The sequence below is a fragment of the Sphingobium salicis subsp. salicis genome, from assembly GCF_049472635.1.
GTDB lineage: Bacteria > Pseudomonadota > Alphaproteobacteria > Sphingomonadales > Sphingomonadaceae > Sphingobium > Sphingobium yanoikuyae_A.
In genome coordinates this window covers 2,653,945-2,674,552 of the sequence record NZ_JAYRCS010000001.1, presented here as the reverse complement: position 1 = coordinate 2,674,552, position 20,608 = coordinate 2,653,945, and the positions used below count along the sequence as shown (strand labels likewise).

Genomic DNA, 20,608 nt, shown 5'->3' with positions numbered 1-20,608 from the left:
ATCTCCCCTCCCTTAAAAGGGAGGGGAGTAGAAGGGGATTACTTCCGGACCGCCGCGCTCTTGTCGCGGATGGCCTTGAATTCGGAGCCGGTTTTCCATTCGGGCCAGCGGGCCGAGAAGGCGAGGTCGCGGCCGATGTCATACATCAGGTCTACGTCCTGCGCGGCGCCATCCAGCTTCCATGTATCGTCGACCGCGTCGCAGGCCTGGTGATAGCATTTGCCGGTATAGGCATCGATCCATGCCTGGCCGGCGGCGCGGCCGCCGTCGACCATGTCGGATGCACCGGCAAGGCCCATCATCAGCAGCACGGGCACGCCGCGCTTGGCCATGGAGAAATGGTCGGCGCGGTAGAAGAGGCCGCGTTCGGGCAGGCTTTCCTGAGTGATGACGCGGCCCTGCTTGGCTGCAAATTTGGTAAGGTCGTCCTCCAGCACATTCTGGCCCTTGCCGATCAGGATCACGTCCTTGGCCTTGCCGGCGGTCTGGAGCACGTCGATGGTGAGGTTCGCGACCGTCTTGTCGAGCGGGTAGACCGGGTTCTGGGCATAAAATTCCGACCCCAGCAGGCCGCGTTCCTCCGCCGTCCAGGCGGCGAAGACGATCGAGCGATCGGGGGCGGGGCCGGCTTTGAAGGTTCGGGCTATCTCGAACAGGCCGGCCATGCCGAGCGCGTCATCATTGGCGCCGGCACGATAGATGCGACCCTGCGCGTCGGGCGCACCCTTGCCATAGGCGTCCCAATGGGCGCCATACATGACCGTCTCATCCGGGCGCTTGGCGCCGGGGATGCGGGCGATGACATTGGCGCTCTTGACCACTTCCTGGGTGACCGGGAAGGCGGCGGAGAAGCTGGCCCCCTTGAGTTCGACCGGCTTGAATTTCGCCGAGCGGGCCTGCTTGCGCAGCGCGGCCAGATCCTGACCGGCGCCGGCGAACAGGGCCTTGGCGGCCTCACCCTCGACCCAGCCCTGCACCTGCAGGCTGGTCAGCTTGTCGGCGGGGCGGACGAGGTCGTAATTCTCGCCGCTGGGGCTGACGACCACGTTCCAGCCATAGCCGGCGCCCGGCGTGTCATGGATGATCAGCGCGCCGATCGCGCCGTGCCGGGCGGCTTCCTCGAACTTGTAGGTCCAGCGGCCATAATAGGTCATGGTCTTGCCGCCGAACTTGCCGAACGGGTCTTCGCCCTTCGTAGCTTCAAAATCCGGGTCGTTGATCAGGAAAACGGCGATCTTGCCCTTCAGGTCCACGCCCTTGAAATCGTCCCAGCCGCGTTCGGGAGCGGATACGCCATAGCCGACGAAGACCATCGGCGCGTTGGCGACGGCGACCTTGTCCTTGGGTTGGAGGGTCGAGAGATAGACCTGCTTGCCGAAGGTCCAAGGGGGGGCGGCCCCATTTTGCGCGACCGACAGGCTTTCCGACTGGCCAAGGCGGGTGTGGAGCAGCGGCACGGTCTGTACCCACTGGCCGTCGGGACCACCCGGCTCCAACCCCAGTTGCTCGAAGCGGGCGACGAGATAGCCGATCGTCCGCTCTTCCCCCACGGTGCCGGGCGCGCGGCCCTCGAACAGGTCGGACGCCATGGTGCGGACCGACTGTTCCAGCCTGGCCGGATCGGTTTTTGCCGGGTCGGTCTGGGCGCTGGCGGGGAAGGACAGGGTGGCAAGGCCAAGGGCCAGGAGGGGGAGGGCGTGTTTCATGCCCGTGCCTTAACCCCCGCACAGGGCGGGGGAAAGGGCCGTTTCAGAACTCGATATCCAGTTCCTCGATATCGTCGGGTTCGGCGCGGGCGGCGTCGATCCATTCGCGCATCAGCGGCCAGCCGTTGATGGTGTCGCAATAGGCCGCCGACCTGGGTGAGAGTGGCACGGCATAGGTGAGGAAGCGCTGCGCCACCGGTGCGAACATGGCGTCGGCCACGGTGGGCTTTTCGCCGAACAGCCAGGGGCCGCCATAGGCGTCCAGGCATTCGGTCCAGATCGTCTCGATCCGCTCGATATCGGGCTTGGCGCCCGAGAAGATCGGGAAGCGGTCATGGCGAACCTTGAGGTTCATCGGCAGGGCAGAGCGCAGATTGGCGAAGCCCGAATGAATTTCGCCCGAGACCGACCGGCAATGGGCGCGGATGATGCGTTCGGCCGGATACATGCCGACTTGGGGATAGAGTTCGTGCAGATATTCCGCGATTGCGAGCGTGTCCCAGACGCTCGCCCCTTCATGGGTGAGGCGCGGCACCAGCACCGATGGCGACAAGAGCAACAGTTCAGCACGATTTTCCGGATCATCGATAGCGATGATCCTTTCCTCCACCTTCAGCCCGGCGAGCCGGCACAAGAGCCAGCCGCGCAGCGACCAGGAGGAATAGTTCTTGCTGGATAGAGTGAGTTCCGCGACGGCCATCCATGCTCTCCCGATACACGGTTCCCGGCCCCCAAACGCAAAATCGCAGGGGCGGTTCCCTGGCAGGTATGCCGAATGTTATTTTCCATCATTCATGATGCAGTGCAACATGAAAAGCATGTATAGCGTTTAAGGGAAGAACCGAGTCGTCTCCCCCAGGTTGAACAAGGTTGTTTTGGTAATATGCGAATGCTTTACGACGGTTACCAGGCCATGGAAGACATGCTGGCCCCGGCCCGCTTCGGGGCGCAGATGGCGCTGGCGATGCGCGACCATATCGGTCCGGTCGCCGACTGGCCGATGCCGCGCCGCATGTTCGCCCTGATGGACGTGTTCCAGGGCGCGCGTATGACCCACAAGCGCCCCGCCTATGGCATTGACCGTGTCCAGACCGGCAATGCCGAGGTCGAGGTGCGCGAGGAGATCGTACTCGACCTGCCGTTCGGCGACCTGCTGCATTTCGTGAAGGATGACGTCGAGACCGCCCAGCCCAAGGTGCTGGTGGTGGCGCCGATGTCGGGTCATTTCGCAACCCTGCTGCGCAGCACGGTGGCGACGCTGTTGCAGGACCATGACGTCTATATCACCGACTGGAAGAATGCCCGCGATGTGCCGATGGAAGCCGGGCGCTTCGGTTTCGACGAATATGTCGATTATGTGATCCAGTTCCTGCAGGATATCGGCCCCGGCGCCCATCTGGTGTCGGTGTGCCAGCCCTGTGTGCCGGCCCTGGCCGCCGTGGCGCTGATGTCCGAGGATGAGGATGCGGCGACGCCCAGGTCGATGACCCTGATGGGCGGGCCGATCGATCCGCGCGCGGCGCCGACGGTGGTCAACGAACTGGCGAACGAGAAGCCGATCGAATGGTTCGAGGAGAATCTGATCTCCACCGTGCCGTTCCGCTATGCCGGGCGCGGGCGCGAGGTCTATCCCGGCTTCCTGCAACTGTCCGCCTTCATGTCGATGAACATGGAGCGGCACGGGTCGCAGCATCGCGAACTCTATCAGCTGCTGGCCGACGGCAAGACGATCGAGGCCGACAAGATCAAGACCTTCTACCAGGAATATTTCGCGGTCCTCGACATGACCAAGGAATTCTACCTGGAAACGGTCGACATGGTGTTCCAGCGCATGTTGCTGGCCAAGGGGGAATTGACGGTCCATGGCCGGGCGGTAAACCCCGGCGCGATCCGCAAGACCGCGCTGCTGACGGTCGAGGGCGAAAAGGACGATGTCTGCGCGGTCGGCCAGACGTCGGCCGCCCATGGCCTTTGCACCGGCCTGCGGCCGCATCTGAAGCGCCACCATCTGCAGCCGGGCGTTGGCCATTATGGCGTCTTTTCCGGCAGCAAATGGGAAAAGCAGGTCTATCCCCAGGTGCGCAACATGATCCTGGCGATGAACTGACCTCATCGGGAATGGATGTGAAAAAGGGGCCGCTTCCTGTGGAGGAAGCGGCCCCTTTTCGTTGGCTTGATCAGGCGGCTGCGCGATTGAGATAGGGCAGGCGGCTGGCGAGCGCCGGCGGCAGGCCGGTGACGATCGCGGCACGGGCACGGTGCCAGAAGGCCGAGAGCAGCAGCAGCGTGCCGCCGATCACCAGCGCGGTGAGCGCGGCGGACAGTTCGACCGCGCCGACCTTCTGGAACAGGCTGTAGAGCGCATAGAGGACGTAGGCGAGGCTGGAGACCAGCAGTGCGCGGCGGTCGATCGCCAGCGCCACCAGGCCGAATGCGAGATAGAGCAGGATCACCAGGAAGGCCTGTCCCGCATCGACCAGCCCATGGCTGATGCCCAGCAACTGGAACAGCGAATGGGCGATCATCGGTGCTGCGGTCAGGTGCAGCCAGAAGGCGACGTCGGAGCGGCGGCTGGTGCGGCCCGGATCGCTCATGTCCCAGCGCATGGCGAGGGTGAAGATGGCGAGGCCGGCGATCAGAAGCAGGATGAAGGGCAGGGTGTGGCTGAACGGGATCAGCCACATGGCAAGGCCGCCAACGATCGCGGCCGCGCCGGCTGCGCCGGCGGCGACGGTGATCGGCACCATGAAGCGGCGCCAGTGGAACCAGGCGGCGATCGCGGCGCTGAGGCCGGCGAGTGAGGCGACCAGGCCCGCGCCGTCATTCTGCGCGTCCGGGATCAACGGTCCGATCAGCAGCGCTGCGGTGAAGGCGATGCCGCCGACAAAGGCGAGCAGCAGCAGGATCGAAGGCAGCGCCATGCGCAGGCGTCGCGTGAAATATTCAGCGAGGCCCCAGGCGGTGCCAGCGACGAACAGGCCGGAGACGAAGGAGGGCTGGTGCGGGGTGGTGATGCCAAGGTGGATCTCGTTGCCGAGTCCCGCGACCGCGACCAGCAGGATCACCGAGGCGATGGCGACGAAAATATCGTTGAAGCCGGTCAGCAGGCGAAAATGTTCCTCATCCACCGAACTGGCGCGCAGCCGGGCGACATGGTCGCGCAGCGCCTGGGCGCTGGCGGGCGTCAGCGCGCCGGCCGCTACGGCATCTTGCAGATCGCTCTCGCTATACATTCTGGGGCACTCCTTGTCGGGCCTGGATCGGGATCATAGCATCACTGTATTGCTTGAGCAATACGGTTGATTTTGGCCTTTTTCCGGGCGCGGAGCGATGATAGCGCGGTTAGGACAGATAAAGGAGAGACCCCGATCATGACCCTGCCGGCTTCGCTTCAAGGCCGTTTGTCCCTGCCGCTGATCGGGTCGCCGATGTTCATCATCTCGCAGCCGGAACTGGTGATCGCTCAGTGCCGTGCCGGCATCGTCGGCGCCTTTCCGTCGCTCAATGCGCGCCCGTCCGGCACGTTCGAGGCCTGGTTGCAGCAACTGGGGGCGGAACTGACCGATCAGGATGCGCCCTTCGCCGTCAACCTGATCGTCCATCGCACCAATGCGCGGCTGGAAGAGGATCTGGCGCTGTGCGTCAAATATAAGGTGCCGATCGTCATTACCTCGCTGGGTGCGCAGGAGAAGGTGAATGAGGCGATCCACAGCTATGGCGGCATCGTGCTGCACGACGTCATCAACAATGTCTTTGCCAGGAAGGCGATCGAGAAGGGCGCCGATGGCCTGATCGCGGTGGCGGCGGGGGCGGGTGGTCATGCCGGCACGCTGTCGCCCTTTGCCCTGGTTCAGGAAATCCGCGAATGGTTCGACGGGCCGCTGGCGCTGTCGGGCGCGATCGCGACCGGCCGGTCGATCGCGGCGGCGCGAATGATGGGCGCGGACCTTGGCTATATGGGGTCGCCCTTCATCGCCACGACCGAGGCGAATGCGCTCGACGCCTACAAGGACATGATCGTCGACAGCGCGTCGGCCGACATCGTCTATTCCGACGTCTTCACCGGGGTGCTGGGCAATTATCTGCGCCCCAGCATCGTCGCGTCGGGGCTGGACCCGGACAAGCTGCCCAAGGCGGCCGACATGGATTTCGCCAGCCTGGCCGGCGACAAGAAGGCGTGGCGCGACGTGTGGGGCGCGGGTCAGGGCATCGGCGCGATCAAGGCGGTGCAGCCGGCGGGCGCCTTCATCGCCCAGCTGAAGGCGGAATATCAGGCGGCGGTTTCAGGCTTCATGGCCTGAGGCCGTACCTCATTCCGCCAGGAAGACGCGCAGTTCCTTGATGAACATCTCGAACTGGTCGTGATGCAGCCAGTGGCCGGCATGGGGAAATTCCACCAGCCGGGCCTGCTGGAAATGGGCGATGCGGCCATCCTTGACCGGGTTTGACGCCCAGCTGTCGAGGCCGAGGCACAGCAGCGTCGGGCAGGTGATGCGGCGCCAGAAGTCGGGCAGATTTTCGTCCGTGCCGGCCTGGGGCGCGGCGCCGTGCAGATAGGGGTCGAACTTCCAGCTATAGCTGCCATCCTCGTTCCGGTTCACGCCGTGGAGGGTGAGGTGTAGCGCCTGTTCGACCGACAGATGGTCGTTGCGTTCGCGCATGCGGGCGACCGCGGCCTCGATCGTGGCATAATGGCGCGGCGAGCGGCGGGCATTGGTGCGACGGGTGTCGATCCAGCCCTTCCATGTCTCTTCGGTACTGCGTTTTGCCTGTTCGGCGATGCGGTCGGGCGACAGGCCCAGCCCCTCGATCGCGACCACGCGCGCGACGCTTTCGGGGTAGAGGCCGGTGTAGCGCAGGCTGATCGATCCGCCGAGCGAATGGCCGACGATGGTGACCGGCCGGCGATCGAGCAATTCGACCAGTTGGGCCAGGTCATAGACATAATTGGCCATCATGTAGGGGCCGTCCGACGACCAGCCGCTGTCGCCATGGCCGCGCAGGTCGGGGCAGATGACATGATAATCGCGGGCGAGCGCACGGGCGGTCCAGTCCCAGCTGCGTGCATGGTCGAAACCGCCATGGACCAGGATCAGCGGCGGCGCCGACGGATTGCCCCAGTCGAGATAGTGAAGCCGCGTCCGCAGGGATGTGAAGAAATGCGATGTCGGCGTCGGCTGTGTGGCTTTGTTCATGCGATCCTGTGGAGTTGCTGGCGGTCAGGATATAATCGCCATCGGCCATGCGCATGACGATGGCAAGACATAAGGCCAAGAAAATATGTGAAATTCTGTCACATATTGTCGGGTAAGACTTTAGGGATGGCTGTCCGTGCCGATGGGAACCAGTCGGCGGAGAGCGCTGTCGTGGCGGATGCGATGCACCATCATCGCCAGTTCCGCCTGGCGGAAAGGCTTGTCGAGGCGCAGGCGACGGCTGGCATCGGCGGGCAGTTCGGCATAGCCGGTGATGATGAGCACGGGCAGATCTGGATAGGCCTGCTCGATCGCGTCGGCCAGTTGCGCGCCGGTCATGCCGGGCATGGCATGATCGGTGACGACCAGGTCGATGCGCCCCTGCTCCAGCATGTGCAGCGCTTCCCGCCCCGATCCGGCCTGGAACACGGTATGGCCCATCGTTTCCAGCATGCCGGCGGTATTGGTCAGCACCAGATCGTCATCATCGACCGCCAGGATGACCAGCGGTTCGGTTTCCAGATCGTCCGGTTCGCACGGGATAGCCGTCCGCTCGTTGCTGGCGTCGGTCAGGGCGACGGGTAGCCAGATGGACACGCTGGTCCCCTTGCCGGGCTGGCTGGCGATGGTCATCGCGCCACCACATTGCTGGGTGAAGCCGTGGATCATCGACAGGCCAAGGCCGGTTCCCTTGCCCACCCCCTTGGTGGTGAAGAAGGGTTCGCGGGCGCGGGCCAGCGTCGCCTCGTCCATGCCTTCGCCTTCGTCCGTGACGGTCAGTCGGATGAAGCTGCCCGCGGCGAGATCGGGCTGGTCACCCAGCGCCAGGGTAATCTCGCTGCCCTCGATCAAGAGGCGGCCTCCGTCGGGCATGGCGTCGCGCGCATTGACTGCCAGGTTGATCAGCGCCAGTTCCAGTTGGGCCGGGTCGGCATGGGCCGGGCGCAGCGACAGCGGGAAGCGCGTCTCGATCGCGACGCTGCTGCCGATGGTGGTCTTGAGCAGATCGGCCATGCCATGGATCAGGCCGATGCAATCGACCTGTTCCAGCTTGAGTTCCTGCTTGCGGGCAAAGGCGAGCATCCGCTGGGTCAGGGTGGCGCCGCGATCGGCGGCGGTCATGGCATTGTCGAGATAGCGGCTGATGTCGGCGCCGGCCGCAAGACGCTGCCGCGCGAGATCGAGGCTGCCGACGATCACGGCCAGAAGATTGTTGAAATCATGGGCGACACCGCCGGTCAGCTTGCCGATGGCGTCCATCTTCTGGCTCTGGAAGATCGCCTCGCGCGCCTGCTCCAGCGCCTGGGCCGCCTGGCGCCGTTCGGTGAGGTCGCGGGTGATCTTGGCAAAGCCCAGCAGTTCGCCGGCCGGATCGCGGATCGGATCGATCACGACGCTGGCCCAGAAACGGGTTCCATCCTTGCGGATGCGCCAGCCCTCCGCCTCGAACCGGCCTTCGCGCTGGGCGGTGTCGAGCGCGCGGGAGGGGAGGCCCGCCATGCGGTCTTCCTCCGAATAGAAGCGGGCGAAATTCTGGCCCATAATCTCTTCGGCGCTATAGCCCTTGAACCGTTCGGCGCCGCTGTTCCAGCTGGTGATCGTGCCGACCGGGTCGATCATGTAGATGGCATAGTCGGTGACGCTCTGCACCAGCAGGCGGAAGCGCTCTTCGCTGCGGCGCAGTTCCTCCTGCGCGGCGCGGCGTTCGGTCAGGTCGCGGGTAACCTTGGCAAAGCCGAGCAGATGGCCGGCGGGGTCGCGGATCGGATCGATCACCACATTGGCCCAGAAACGGGTGCCATCCTTGCGCAGGCGCCAGCCTTCCGCTTCGAACCGCCCTTCGACCTCGGCGGTGCGCAGCACCGCGGCGGGCACATGGGTGGCGCGGTCCTCCTCTGTATAGAAAGCGGAGAAATGCTGGCCGATAATCTCGTCGGCGCTGTACCCCTTGATGCGCTGCGCCCCGCTGTTCCAGCTGACGACGAAGCCGGCTGGATCGAGCATGAAGATCGCATAGTCGGTGACGCTCTGGATCAGCAATTCAAACCGGTTGACCGGCTGGCCTGTCTCTGTCGTCCCCATTTCCGCCCCTGACATTTTCGATCCTGTATCTTTGCCTATGGCAAACGCGGCACGAAGCAATCTGTTCCTCCATATGGGACGGGATCGCAACGGCTTGACTTCATGGGGCAGGCCCCGCACGACGCTGCTGCAATCAGAGAGGATCACATGGCAAGCGACGCGACTATCACCGTCATCGGCGAGGCAATGCTGGAACTGAGCCGGGGCAGCGGCGATGGCTGGAACCTGCGCTATGGTGGCGATGTCATCAACACCGCGATCCACTTGGCCCGTGCGGGTGACAAGGTGCGCTTTGCCAGCGCGATCGGCGCCGATCCGATGAGCGAGGATCTGCGCAAGGCTTGGGAAGCGGAAGGCGTCGATACCGGCCTGCTGATCGGCACGCCCGGCCGGACCACCGGCCTCTATGCGATCGAGACGGATGAGACCGGCGAGCGCAGCTTCCATTATTGGCGCGGCGAAGCGGCGGCGCGGGCGATGTTCGACCTGCCCGAAAGCGGCGCCATGGTTGATGCCGCCGCCCAGTCGGACCTGCTCTATTTTTCGCTCATCACCCTGGCCATCCTGCCCGATGCCGGCCGCGAGGCGCTGCTGGCACTGTGCGAACGGGTGAAGGCAGGGGGCGGCCGGATCGCCTTCGACGGCAATTACCGGCCGCGCCTGTGGAGCGACGCCGCGACCGCGCGGGCGTGGCGCGACCGGGCGATCGCGCTGTGCGACATCGGGTTGCCGACCCTGGCGGACGAGGTCGAAATGGGCGAGGCGGATGATGCCGCCGACGCCGCGGCCCGTTGGGGCGCCGGTGAGGGCCGCGAGATCGTGGTCAAGCTGGGCGCCGAAGGCTGTCTGGTCGGTGGCGCGCCGGTGCCGCCGCCGGCGCGCGTCGATGTCGTGGATTCGAGCGGTGCGGGCGATGCCTTCAATGGCGGCTATCTGCATGCGCGGCTGGCCGGCGCGGAGCCGGCAGAGGCGGCATTGGCCGGACATCGTCTGGCCGGGTGGAATATCGGTCGGCGCGGCGCGATCCCGGCGCGCGACGCCGATGCGCCCTATGGCCAGAAGGTGCCGGCCTGAGCCGGGAGCGATCGCACGGGACGTGGCCTGTGGTCACGCCCTGTGCTAGCGCGCTGACATGACGATCGGGGATGCCGCATCGGCGGGCGGGCGCGACGAAGGATCGGGCCGCCGCCGCCAGATATTGGAAATTGCCGCGCAGCTTTTTGCGCGCAAGGGCTATCGCGGCACGTCGATGCGCGACATTGGCGAGCAGGCCGGGGTGTTGGGCGGATCGCTCTACCACCATATCAAGTCGAAGGACGCGCTGTTCGTCGAACTGCATAATGGCGCGCTGGATGCGGCCGAGGCGCGGATCGCGGCGGCGGTCGCGACGCAGGCCGATCCCTGGGCGCGGCTGGAGGCGGCCTGCGCCAGCCTGCTGGATATCCAGTTGGCGGCGGATTCGCTGACCATGCCGATGATGAATGATTTTCGCGCGGTGCCGGACCCGGTGCGCGACCAGCTTGTCGCGCGCCGCGACCGGTTCGAGCAATTGTTTCGGGATCTGGTGGCGGCGCTGCCGCTGCCGGCCGACATCGACCGTTCGCTCTATCGCACGTTGCTGCTCAGCCAGCTCAATTCGGCGGCCGACTGGTATCGCGATGGCCGGCTGACGCGGGCGCAGATCGCCGCGCAGATCGTCGCCATTTTTCGCCACGATCGGTTATAGTCAGGGCATCAGCGGCGCGCGTCCCAGCGGCAAGGATGCCGTGTGCGTTTGACTGTAACAGATGTTTGGTATAGCTGATCCGCAGCAAATTTGGAGAGGTTCGATGTACAGCTATGTTCCGCCGATCGACGATTATCGCTTCCTGCTGAGCGAGGTGCTTGGCTTCGACCAGGCGATGGCGGAGCTGAACAAGGATGTCGACGCCGACCTGGCCGTGACCGTGCTGGACGAGGCCGGGCGCATGTGCGCCGAGCGCCTGGCGCCGCTCAACCGCGAAGGCGACGAGCATGGCAGCCAGTTGATCGACGGCGCGGTGCGGACGCCGCCCGGCTTTGCCCAGGCCTATCGCGACTTTGCCGATGCCGGCTGGGCGGCGCTGTCGGCCGATCCCGACCATGGCGGGCAGGGGCTGCCCTTCATCCTGCAGCTGTGGCTGGACGAGATGCTGTCGGCCGCGAACCTGTCCTTTGGCCTGTTCCCCGGCCTGACCCGCGGCGCGTGCGAGGCGATCGCCGCCCATGCCAGCGAAGAACTGAAGGCGACCTATTTGTCGCGTATGGTGAGCGGCGAATGGACCGGCGCGATGGCGCTGACCGAAAGCAGTGCCGGCACCGACCTTGCTTTGCTGAAGACCAAGGCCGAGCCGCAGGGCGATGGCCGCTATGCGGTGACCGGCACGAAGATCTTCATCTCGTCGGGCGACCATGATTTTGGCGGCAATATCGTCCATCTGGTGCTGGCGCGCCTGCCCGATGCACCGGCCGGGGTGAAGGGGATTAGCCTGTTCCTGGTGCCCAAATTCCTGCCCGGCGCGGATGGCGCCTTCGATCAGCGCAACAGCATGTCGGTCGGCGCGCTGGAGAAGAAGATGGGCATCCATGCCCAGCCGACCTGCGTCATGAATTATGACGGCGCGACCGGCTGGCTGGTGGGTGAGGCGCATCGCGGCCTGGCCGCCATGTTCACGATGATGAATGCCGAGCGGCTGATGGTCGGCATCCAGGGGTTGGGCATTGCTGGCGCTGCCTATCAGCAGGCGGCGGGCTATGCCAAGGAACGGCTGCAGGGCCGCAGCGCGGATAATCAGCGCGCGCCGGTGGCCATCATCGAACATGCCGATGTCCGCCGGATGCTGCTCAATATCCGCAGTTTCGTGGAGGCCGGGCGCGCGCTGGCGGGCTGGACCGCGCTGCAGCATGACCGGTCGCAGCATCATGCCGATGCCGGCGAACGGGCCAGGGCCGACGCGCTGGTGGCGCTGCTGACCCCGGTGGTGAAGGCGTCCTTCACCGATTTCGGATTCGAAAGCGCGGTGCAGGCGCAGCAGGTCTTTGGCGGCCATGGCTACATCCGCGAATGGGGCATGGAACAATATGTGCGCGATGCGCGCATCGCTCAGATCTATGAAGGCACCAATGGCGTGCAGGCGGCGGACCTGGTCGGGCGCAAGCTGCCGATGGCGGGCGGCGCGGTGGTCGAAGGCTATTTTGCCCTGATCGCGGCCGATGTGGAAGCAGCCGGTGAGAGCGTGATCGCGCGCAGCACCTGCACGGCGCTCGACGCGCTGCGCACGGCGACGGCGGCCCTGCAGGGCGCGGACACGGATGCAGCCGGCGCGGCGGCTGTCGATTATCTGCGCCTGTTCGCGCTGGTGTCGATGGGCTGGATGTGGACCCGGATGGCGCAGGCGGCCGCGCAGGGCAACAGCCCGCTGCATCAGGCGAAGCTGAAGCTGGCCGACTATTTCGCGCTGCGCGTCCTGCCGCAGGCGCAGGGCCTGGCCGCCACGATCGCCGCCGGGGAAGCGTCGATCATGGCGCTGGAGATCGACGCCTTCTAATCGCGCACCATCAACACGTCGCAGGGCGCGCCTTCGAGCAATTCGGAGGCGCGGCTGCCGATCAGCGCATGAACGAAGCCGCTGCGACCATGGGCGCCCAGCACCAGCAGGTCGATATCGCGTTGTGCGATCAGGGTCGGCAGCACCTCGCCGGCGCGACCCTCGATCAGTTCGACCTGGAAGGGGCGGGCTTGGCCGGCCAGTTCCGGACGCGCGGCAAATTCGGCGCTTTCCCGTTCCGCTTCCGACCGGGCGAAGGCCAAGGTCTGGTCGGGATCGAGGCGGGACGGAAAGCCGCCATCATAGACATGGACCAGATCGAGCCGCGCCTTGGGAAACAGCATGGCCGTCATCTGCACGGCATGGAGCGAACAGTCGGAAAAGTCGGTCGCGATCAGGATGCGCCGATAGGGATGGCGCGGCCGTTCCTTGACCACCAGCACCGGCACGGGCGAACGCCGGACCAGATAGTCGACCGCAGTGCCCAGGATGAAGTCGCCGACATGATTGTGGCGGGCCGGGCCGACGACGATCACCGCGCTGCCCCGCTCCTTGCCCAGTTCCGCGATGGTTTCGGGCGCGCGGCCCTGGATCAGCACTGGTTCGACCGGCGCGGGGACGCCCTCGGTCAGCTTGGCGATGACCCGTTTGGCGCGATCGGAGGCGCGGGCGACATGGGCGGCATCGCCCTTGTCCAGCGCATGGGCGACCAGCAGCGTGCCGCCCAGGTCGGTCGCCAGTTCGACGGCCCGGTCAAAGGCCCGGTCGCTGCGGGCGGTCAGATCGGTGGCGATGAGGATGGTTGGCGGCACGAACATCTCCCTCTTGTGTCGGGCGGTGGCTAAGCGCTTGCAAGACAAAGCCTATCATCCTCACGCCGCGCTTGCCACTCCGGGTAGACCCTGGCCCGGCAGGGGGGCGATTGCAGACACCGGCACCTGTCGGTCGGTCAGCGTGAGTGGCGCGGGGCGGTGCGAAATCAGGATCAGGCCGGTGCCGGTCCGGTCGAGCCAGATGCGCAGCCGGCTGATCAGAAGCGCCTCGGTCGCGGCGTCCAGCCCCTCGGTCGGCTCGTCCAGCAACAGCCAGGGACGACCGGTCAGCAGCGCGCGTGCCAGCGACAGCCGCTTGCGTTCGCCGCCCGACAAGGTGCCGCCGGCTTCGCCCAGCCGATAGTCGATCCCGCCGGGCAGGCTGGCGATGCGCTGGTCGAGGCAGGCGACATGCAGCGCATCGGCCATGTCGGCTGCATCGATGCCGGGCCGTGCGAGCCGCAGATTGTCGGCGATGCTGCCGGCCAGCATCGGCGCATCCTGGGGCGAAAGGGCGAACTGGTCGTGTAGCTCCGCCCCGCAGCAGGCTGCCAGCAGATGGCTGCCAAGCGCCGCATCGGCCGTTATCGGGCGAAGCCCTGCCAGTCCCTCCGCAAGCAGGCTCTTGCCCGAACCGGAGCGGCCGGTGATGGCGACGCGCGCACCGGGGCACAATTCGACGTCGCCCAATCGGATGACTTGGGCTGTCGCGGTGAATGGCGCAGGCGCATCGTCCAGCGGCAGTGCATCAAGCGCGGCCAGCCGGGCAAGGCCGGCATCGACGCTGGCCTGGCGGAAGGCGGTGCGTGACAGCCCGGCCATCGCCTCCACCGCGCCGGCGCTGGCCAGCAAGGCAAGCGCGACCAGCGGCGCGGGGGCGTCGGCGCCGAGCAGCACCAGCATGACCGCTAGCGCGCTATAGGCCGCGAGCAGGGCGGCCTGCACGCCTTCGCCGATGAACAGGCGGGCGCGCGCCCGGTCGAGCCGGCGCGTGAGCGGTGCCAGTTCGGCCATCACCCGATCCCCCAGCCCATAGGCCGCGATTTCCGAGCGGGCGCTCGCCAGTTCGACATAGCGCGCGCGGAGCGCGCCGAGCGCATCGGCGGCCTGCTGTGCGGGGCCTTCGGTCAGGCGGCGGGCGAGGCTGCGCAGCAAGAGCGGCAAGGCGGCGAGCATGACCGCCAGCAGCAGGGCCGACAGCCAGCCGCCGCTCGCCGCCAGCATCACGCCGGCCAGCGCCGCCATCAATCCGGCGATCCGGCTGGGGCGGCGCACCACCAGATCCTCCAGCGCGTCAATGTCGCCGGTCAGCCGCGCGGCGGCGTCGCCGCTGGACAAGGGCAGGGCGGTGCGGCTGTCCTGCGCGGCGAGGCGCGCGAACAGGCTGGCGCGCAGGCCGCCCATGGCTTCGAGCGCGGCGCGATGCGACCAGAGCCGTTCGCCATAGCGCGAGACGGTGCGCAATATGGCGAGCAGCCGGATCGCGGCGCTGGGCACCAGATAGTTGAACGCCTGCACGGCGAGGGTGCCGGCAGCGCCGGCCATGGCGGCGGCGGTCAGGAACCAGCCGGCCAGCGCGAGCAACGCAATGCCGGCCAGCGCCGCAATGACGGCGCACAGCGTCGCCCGGCGCAGCAGCATCGCGGAGCCTGTCGCCTTGTCGAGCGCGATCCGGATCAGGTTCACAGCATCACCTCCATCCGCGCGGCAGCAGTCAGGCGATGATCGTGGGTGGCGACCAGGATCGCCCGCTCGGCTGACAAGGCGACCAGCAGGGCGATGATGTCGGCGGCGCTCTCCGCATCCAGATCGGCGGTGGGTTCATCGCAGAGCAGAACGGGCCGTTCGGACAGGATGGCGCGGGCGAGGCCGATGCGCCGCCGTTCGCCGCCCGACAGGCCAGCCCCCTGATGATCGATGGCAAGGTCCAGCCCTTCGGGCCGCGCGGCCAGCATGGGCATCAAGCCGACACGCGCGGCAACCTGCGCGATCTCCGCTCGGTCGGCATCGGGGCGGGCGAGGGCGATATTGTCGGCCAGGCTGCCGGGCAGCAGCAGCGGCCGCTGGGCCGCCCAGGCGATGCGCGCGGGATCGACCGGAGTCAGTTCGCCCGAGGCCGGATCAATCTGTCCGGCGATCGCGGCGAGCATGCTGGTCTTGCCGCTGCCGGTCGGGCCGGTGAGGGCGATCAGGTCATGCGGCTTGAGTGTCAGGCTGACCGGGCCGATCCCCGAGCCGATGCCGATCCGCAAATCCCTGAGATGGAGGCCATCGAACGGCGCACTTGCAGGACGCGGCGCGGCCTCCACGTCCGGCAGGGCGGCAGCGATTGCCTTGTCCGCCGCTTCGCCCATCTGCTTGTCATGATAGGCCGCGGCCAGCCGGCGCATCGGCAGATAGAATTCCGGCGCCAGCGCCAGCGCGAACAGCGCGGCGCGCAGGTCCAGTGTTTCGGGGGCGGGGAAGGGCAGCAGGCCAAGCAGGGCAAAGCCGCAATAGACCGCGACCAGCGCCACCGAGAGCGCCGCGAAAAATTCCAGCACGGCCCCCGACAGGAAGGCGACGCGCAGCACCGCGCCGGTGCGGGTCGCCACCTCCTGCGCGGCGCCCGCCACCTGCCGGCTGATCCGCACCTGCGCGCCATGGTGACGGATCAGCGGCAGCGCGCGCAGCCGGTCGACGAACAGGCCCGACAATTCGGCCAAGGCCGCCAGTTGCCGCTCGGCCGCCGCCCGCGCCGCCGTGCCCGCCAGCACCATGCCGAAGGCGAAGGGGATCAAGGTCGCCAGCATGATCGCGGCGCAAACCCAGCTTGCGGTCGCGACGATCGCCGCCACCAGCAGCGGCCCCAGCACCGCCGCCTTGCGGATGGGCAGGAAGCGGGCGCCATGCGCCTCGATCGCGGCGAGATGGTCGATCGCCAACGTCGCATTCTCGCCCGCCAGCAGCGGCCGGGCCAGCCGTGCGCCGAGCAGCCGGGGCAGCAGTGTCGATCGCCGCGCGGCGACGATGCGCTGGGCCGACCGGATCGCCTGGACATGGGCCAGCATCAGCCCGGCCGCACGTACCAGCCCGCCGGCCAATAGCAGCAGCGGCGACAGCCAGCCGATCGCGGCACCATCGGCCAGCGCACTGACGCCCTGCGCCAGTCCCGCCGCGAAAAGAGCGGCGCCGATGATGTCGATGACCCAACCCATGCCTGCGGTTTTCCCTAGCTAGACCTTGCGTCCCATTCATTTAGGTTTGGCGGCAGAATATAATTTGATCTGTCTCAATGATGTAGCGCCGTCACGTCCATATTTCGCCAGCCAACTTGGTTCAGGGAAGAAAGGGGGTCGCGATGATAAGCATGGCCGTCGTTGAATTATCCAGGCTGCAATTCGCTCTCACAGCTTTATACCATTTCCTGTTCGTGCCCCTGACGCTGGGCCTTTCCTTCATGCTCGTCATCATGGAAAGCGTCTATGTCATGACGGACCGCCCGATCTGGCGGGATATCACCCGCTTCTGGGGCAAGCTGTTCGGGATCAACTTCGTCCTTGGCGTGGCCACCGGCCTCACCATGGAGTTCGAATTCGGCACCAACTGGGCCTATTATTCGCACTATGTCGGCGACATTTTCGGCGCGCCGCTGGCGATCGAGGGCCTGATGGCCTTCTTCCTGGAGGCGACCTTCGTCGGCCTCATGTTCTTCGGCTGGGATCGCCTGTCGAAGCGCGGCCATCTGCTCACCACCTTCATGGTGGCGCTGGGGTCGAACCTGTCGGCGCTTTGGATCCTGGTCGCCAATGGCTGGATGCAGCATCCCACCGGCGCGACCTTCAACCCGCAGACGATGCGGATGGAAGTGACCGATTTCATGGCGGTGATCTTCAATCCGGTCGCCCAGGCGAAATTCGTCCACACCGTCAGCGCCGGCTATGTCTGCGCCAGCGTGTTCGTGCTGGGGGTCTCGGCCTTCTATCTGCTCAAGGGCAAGCATATCGCCATTGCCAAGCGCTCCTTCACCGTCGCGGCCGCCTTTGGCCTTGCCGCGTCGCTGTCGGTCGTCGTGCTGGGTGACGAAAGCGGCTATGCGCTGACCGAGAACCAGAAGATGAAGCTCGCCGCGATCGAGGGCATGTGGCAGACCGAGCCTGCACCGGCCGGCCTGACCCTGTTCGGCCTGCCGTCCAACAGCGGGCGCGAGACCACGCATGAGATCAAGGTGCCTTATGTGCTGGGCCTCATCTCCACCCGCAGCCTGACCGGCGAAGTCACCGGCATCAACCAACTGGTCGACACCGCCAAGGTACGGATTGCCGCCGGCATCATCGCCTATGATGCGGTCGAGACACTGAAGGTCGATCGCAACGACCTGGTCGCGCGGGAAGCGTTCGAGCGCAACAAGGCGGATCTGGGCTATGCCCTGCTGCTGAAGCGCTTCATCGCCGATCCGCGCCAGGCCGATGCCGCGACGATCGAGAAGGCCGCCTGGAGCACCGTGCCCAATGTGCCGGCGATCTTCTGGATGTTCCGCATCATGGCGGGGCTGGGCTTTGCCTTCATCGCCTTCTTCGCGACCGCCTTTGCCTTCTCGTCGATGCGGCGGTTCGATGCGCGCTGGTTCCTGAAACTGGCCCTGTTCATGATGCCAATGCCGTGGATCGCGATCGAGGTCGGTTGGGCCGTGGCGGAAATCGGGCGCCAGCCCTGGGCGGTGGACGGTGTGCTGCCGACCTTCCTTGCCGCCTCCAGCCTGACGGTGCCGCAATTGTGGACCACCATCATCGGCTTCACCCTGCTCTACGGTATCCTGGCGGTGATCGAGGTGAAGCTGATGCTCGCCACCATCGCCAAGGGGCCGGAACGCTATGTCCCCTGGCGGCCTGACAGCCCCGCTGAGCCGGCGCCCGATTTCCGCGCCGTGCCCGCCGAATGACGCCCGCCAACCGGAGTTAGGACAATGACCATTCCGCTCGATTATGAAACGCTGCGCGTCATCTGGTGGCTGCTGCTGGGCGTGCTGCTGATCGGCTTCGCCCTTACCGACGGCTTTGACCTGGGATCGGCGGCCTTGCTGCCCTTTGCCGGCCGGACCGACGAGGAACGGCGCATGATCATCAACAGCGTCGGCGCCACCTGGGAAGGGAATCAGGTCTGGTTCATCCTGGGCGGCGGCGCCATCTTTGCCGCCTGGCCCTTCGTTTATGCCGTCAGCTTTTCCGGCTTCTATCTCGCAATGTTCCTGGTGCTGTCGGCGCTGATCCTGCGACCCGTCGGCTTCAAATATCGCTCGAAGAAACCGGACGCTCGCTGGCGTGCCGGCTGGGACTGGGCGCTGTTCGTCGGCGGCCTGGTGCCCGCGCTCGTCTTCGGCGTCGCGGTCGGCAATGTGCTGGTCGGCGCGCCCTTCCGTCTCGATGGCGATCTGCGCATGTTCTATGAAGGATCGCTGCTGGGCCTGTTCACGCCCTTCACCCTGCTGACCGGCCTGCTTTCGGTCGCGATGCTGGTGCTGCATGGCGCCGGCTGGCTCAGCCTTAAGACGCAGGGGCGGGTGCTGCAGCGCGTGCGCCTTTATGGTCAGGGCGCAGCGATCCTGTCGATCCTGCTGTTTGCCATCGGCGGGCTGTTCGTCGCCTGGAGCGGAATGGGCTATCGCGTCGATGGCGTGATCGATCCCAACGGCCCGTCCAACCCGCATCTGGGCGGCGCGGTCGCGGCGGCGGGCGCCTGGCTCGACAATTATGCGGCGCATCCCTGGATGCTGCTGGCGCCGATCCTGGGCTTTGCGGGGCCGGTGCTGGCACTGCTGGGCATTCGTGGCCGGCGCGACACGCTGGTCTTTGCCGGATCGTCGATCGCCAATGTCGGCATCATCAGCACCGTCGGCCTGTCGATGTTCCCCTTCATCCTGCCCAGCTCGATCGATCCGGGGTCCAGCCTGACCGCATGGAATGCCTCGTCCAGCCACGGCACCTTGTTCACCATGCTGATCTGCACCATCATCTTCCTGCCGATCGTGCTGGCCTACACGGCCTGGGCCTACAAAGTGATGTTCGGCCGGGTGACCGACCGGGAAATCCGCCTCAACCCCGACTTTTACTAAGGATCCGACCTATGTGGTATTTTGCCTGGATATTGGGCGTCGGCCTGGCCGTCGGCTTCGGCATCCTCAACGGCGTCTGGCACGAGTTCCATTCGGAACCCGGCGAATATTGAGCTGACAGATAGCGCCCCGGCGGTTTGACACGGCCGGGGCGTCACGCCACCCCATCGCGGCCAGAAGAACGCAGGGGAAGGGCATGGACGAAGAGGCTGCAACCGTCCGCATCGCGCGCCGCCATGCCCAGATATTGGGCGATGCGCCCCGCATCGAAGCGCTGAGCATCGACGAATATAGCGCCGATCTCGACCCGCTGATCCGGCAGATGATTGCCATCAACCAAAGCATCGACGCGCGCGAGGCGGACTTGCTGACCGACGTGACTGAAGCCCAGGCGCAGGGGCAGTGCGACATGTCCGCCGTGCTGGCGCGCCTGCCCGAAATTATTCGCACCATGATGCGCCATCCCGCGCTGTTCGCCCGGCAGACCGATGTCGGGGTCACACTGCTGACGCAAGGCAAGCTTTCCGCGCGCGATCGGGAACTGGCGATCCTGCGCGTCGCCTGGCTTTGTCAGGCGCCCTATGAATGGGGCGAGCATGTGATGATCGCGCGCCATGCCGGCATCGGTCGGGAAGAGGTGGAGCGGATCGTGACCGGTTCGGTCGATCCGGGCTGGAACGACCATGACCGGGCGATCCTACGCGCCGCCGAGGAACTGCATGGCGATGCCATGATCGCCGACGCGACCTGGGCCGTGCTGGCTGCGCGTCTGGACGAGGCGCAATTGATCGAGCTGACGGTGCTGATCGGCCAATATCAGGCCGTCGCCTATTACCAGAACAGCCTCAAGCTCCGCCTGCACGGCGGCAACAAGGGGCTGTCCGCCCGATAGGCCCGGCCGTCAGATCGGTTCAGTTGGCCGGTTCAGCTGATCCGTTCACTCGGCATGTTTCGGGGCGGGACTGTCCACCCTGACGAAGCCGTGCGGGGTCTGGACCCACTGGCCGGCCTTCTTGCTGGTCGGCGTGAAGGCGACGCGGGCTTGGGGGCTGCTAGCGCTACGAATTGGCTTCATGGCTGGATACTCCCTGTTCCTTTTCATTCTATCCAAAATCACGCTGAACGAACCTCGGGAATAGTACGGGGATCGTCTATT

18 protein-coding genes are annotated in these 20,608 nt (G+C 66.0%); 9 read left to right on the top strand and 9 right to left on the bottom strand.

Annotated elements, in window-relative coordinates:
- Positions 1–38 precede the first annotated feature (38 nt).
- Both VHN57_RS12960 and VHN57_RS12955 read right to left on the bottom strand, forming a co-directional pair.
- Positions 39–1,706, bottom strand: a complete 1,668-nt coding sequence (locus tag VHN57_RS12960) for a M28 family metallopeptidase (protein WP_423284086.1) — start codon at positions 1,704–1,706, stop codon at positions 39–41.
- Positions 1,707–1,749: 43 nt separating this feature from the next.
- Positions 1,750–2,406, bottom strand: a complete 657-nt coding sequence (locus tag VHN57_RS12955; protein WP_004207782.1) for a glutathione S-transferase — start codon at positions 2,404–2,406, stop codon at positions 1,750–1,752.
- Positions 2,407–2,589: 183 nt separating this feature from the next.
- Between VHN57_RS12955 and VHN57_RS12950 the strand changes: the two genes are divergently transcribed.
- Positions 2,590–3,813, top strand: a complete 1,224-nt coding sequence (locus VHN57_RS12950) for a polyhydroxyalkanoate depolymerase (RefSeq protein WP_423284084.1) — start codon at positions 2,590–2,592, stop codon at positions 3,811–3,813.
- A gap of 70 nt (positions 3,814–3,883) precedes the next feature.
- Here VHN57_RS12950 and VHN57_RS12945 read toward each other — a convergent pair whose 3' ends face one another.
- On the bottom strand, positions 3,884–4,939 hold the full coding sequence (locus VHN57_RS12945; RefSeq protein WP_278987675.1) for a hypothetical protein: 1,056 nt from the start codon (positions 4,937–4,939) through the stop codon (positions 3,884–3,886).
- Between the two features lie 138 nt (positions 4,940–5,077).
- Here VHN57_RS12945 and VHN57_RS12940 point away from each other — a divergent pair, with 138 nt between their 5' ends.
- On the top strand, positions 5,078–6,007 hold the full coding sequence (locus VHN57_RS12940; RefSeq protein ID WP_017502408.1) for an NAD(P)H-dependent flavin oxidoreductase: 930 nt from the start codon (positions 5,078–5,080) through the stop codon (positions 6,005–6,007).
- A gap of 9 nt (positions 6,008–6,016) precedes the next feature.
- On the opposite strand, the gene VHN57_RS12935 is transcribed toward VHN57_RS12940, so the two are convergent.
- Both VHN57_RS12935 and VHN57_RS12930 read right to left on the bottom strand, forming a co-directional pair.
- Positions 6,017–6,901 (bottom strand): alpha/beta fold hydrolase, encoded by an 885-nt coding sequence (locus VHN57_RS12935; RefSeq protein ID WP_423284083.1) that lies wholly within the window; start codon positions 6,899–6,901, stop codon positions 6,017–6,019.
- A 120-nt stretch (positions 6,902–7,021) separates the two neighbouring features.
- On the bottom strand, positions 7,022–8,983 hold the full coding sequence (locus tag VHN57_RS12930) for a hybrid sensor histidine kinase/response regulator (protein WP_278987673.1): 1,962 nt from the start codon (positions 8,981–8,983) through the stop codon (positions 7,022–7,024).
- A gap of 147 nt (positions 8,984–9,130) precedes the next feature.
- Here VHN57_RS12930 and VHN57_RS12925 point away from each other — a divergent pair, with 147 nt between their 5' ends.
- The 3 genes from VHN57_RS12925 (at position 9,131) to VHN57_RS12915 (ending at position 12,549) form a co-directional block, all read left to right on the top strand.
- Positions 9,131–10,057 carry a sugar kinase gene (locus VHN57_RS12925; protein WP_423284082.1) on the top strand — a complete coding sequence of 309 codons (927 nt, stop codon included), beginning with the start codon at positions 9,131–9,133 and terminating at the stop codon, positions 10,055–10,057.
- 58 nt (positions 10,058–10,115) lie between these two features.
- Positions 10,116–10,709, top strand: coding sequence for a TetR/AcrR family transcriptional regulator (locus tag VHN57_RS12920; protein ID WP_004207775.1), 594 nt, complete (start codon positions 10,116–10,118; stop codon positions 10,707–10,709).
- A 103-nt stretch (positions 10,710–10,812) separates the two neighbouring features.
- Positions 10,813–12,549 (top strand): acyl-CoA dehydrogenase, encoded by a 1,737-nt coding sequence (locus VHN57_RS12915; RefSeq protein WP_278986390.1) that lies wholly within the window; start codon positions 10,813–10,815, stop codon positions 12,547–12,549.
- Here VHN57_RS12915 and VHN57_RS12910 read toward each other — a convergent pair.
- Genes VHN57_RS12910 through VHN57_RS12900 form a run of 3 tightly spaced genes read right to left on the bottom strand, consistent with a single transcriptional unit; the run spans position 12,546 to position 16,558 of the window.
- Complete coding sequence (locus tag VHN57_RS12910; protein ID WP_278986389.1) at positions 12,546–13,367, bottom strand: universal stress protein; 822 nt, start codon at positions 13,365–13,367, stop codon at positions 12,546–12,548. The genes VHN57_RS12915 and VHN57_RS12910 overlap by 4 nt on opposite strands.
- A 54-nt stretch (positions 13,368–13,421) precedes the next feature.
- The gene (locus tag VHN57_RS12905; RefSeq protein ID WP_278986387.1) at positions 13,422–15,047 is read right to left on the bottom strand and encodes an ATP-binding cassette domain-containing protein; all 1,626 of its coding nucleotides are present in this window, start codon (positions 15,045–15,047) and stop codon (positions 13,422–13,424) included.
- Positions 15,044–16,558 (bottom strand): ATP-binding cassette domain-containing protein, encoded by a 1,515-nt coding sequence (locus VHN57_RS12900; protein ID WP_423284079.1) that lies wholly within the window; start codon positions 16,556–16,558, stop codon positions 15,044–15,046. The genes VHN57_RS12905 and VHN57_RS12900 overlap by 4 nt, the downstream gene beginning before the upstream one ends.
- Positions 16,559–16,701: 143 nt before the next feature.
- Between VHN57_RS12900 and VHN57_RS12895 the strand changes: the two genes are divergently transcribed.
- The 4 genes from VHN57_RS12895 to VHN57_RS12880 all read left to right on the top strand — a co-directional run bounded on the left by VHN57_RS12895 (position 16,702) and on the right by VHN57_RS12880 (position 20,344).
- Positions 16,702–18,282 carry a cytochrome ubiquinol oxidase subunit I gene (locus tag VHN57_RS12895; RefSeq protein WP_004207770.1) on the top strand — a complete coding sequence of 527 codons (1,581 nt, stop codon included), beginning with the start codon at positions 16,702–16,704 and terminating at the stop codon, positions 18,280–18,282.
- Positions 18,283–18,306: 24 nt separating this feature from the next.
- A complete protein-coding gene (cydB, locus tag VHN57_RS12890; protein WP_278986384.1) occupies positions 18,307–19,452 on the top strand; it encodes a cytochrome d ubiquinol oxidase subunit II in 1,146 nt (381 codons plus the stop codon).
- Between the two features lie 11 nt (positions 19,453–19,463).
- On the top strand, positions 19,464–19,565 hold the full coding sequence (gene cydX / locus VHN57_RS12885; protein ID WP_004207768.1) for a cytochrome bd-I oxidase subunit CydX: 102 nt from the start codon (positions 19,464–19,466) through the stop codon (positions 19,563–19,565).
- An 83-nt stretch (positions 19,566–19,648) separates the two neighbouring features.
- Positions 19,649–20,344, top strand: coding sequence for a carboxymuconolactone decarboxylase family protein (locus tag VHN57_RS12880; protein ID WP_278986383.1), 696 nt, complete (start codon positions 19,649–19,651; stop codon positions 20,342–20,344).
- 45 nt (positions 20,345–20,389) lie between these two features.
- On the opposite strand, the gene VHN57_RS12875 is transcribed toward VHN57_RS12880, so the two are convergent.
- Complete coding sequence (locus VHN57_RS12875) at positions 20,390–20,527, bottom strand: hypothetical protein (RefSeq protein WP_004207766.1); 138 nt, start codon at positions 20,525–20,527, stop codon at positions 20,390–20,392.
- Positions 20,528–20,608: the final 81 nt, after the last annotated feature.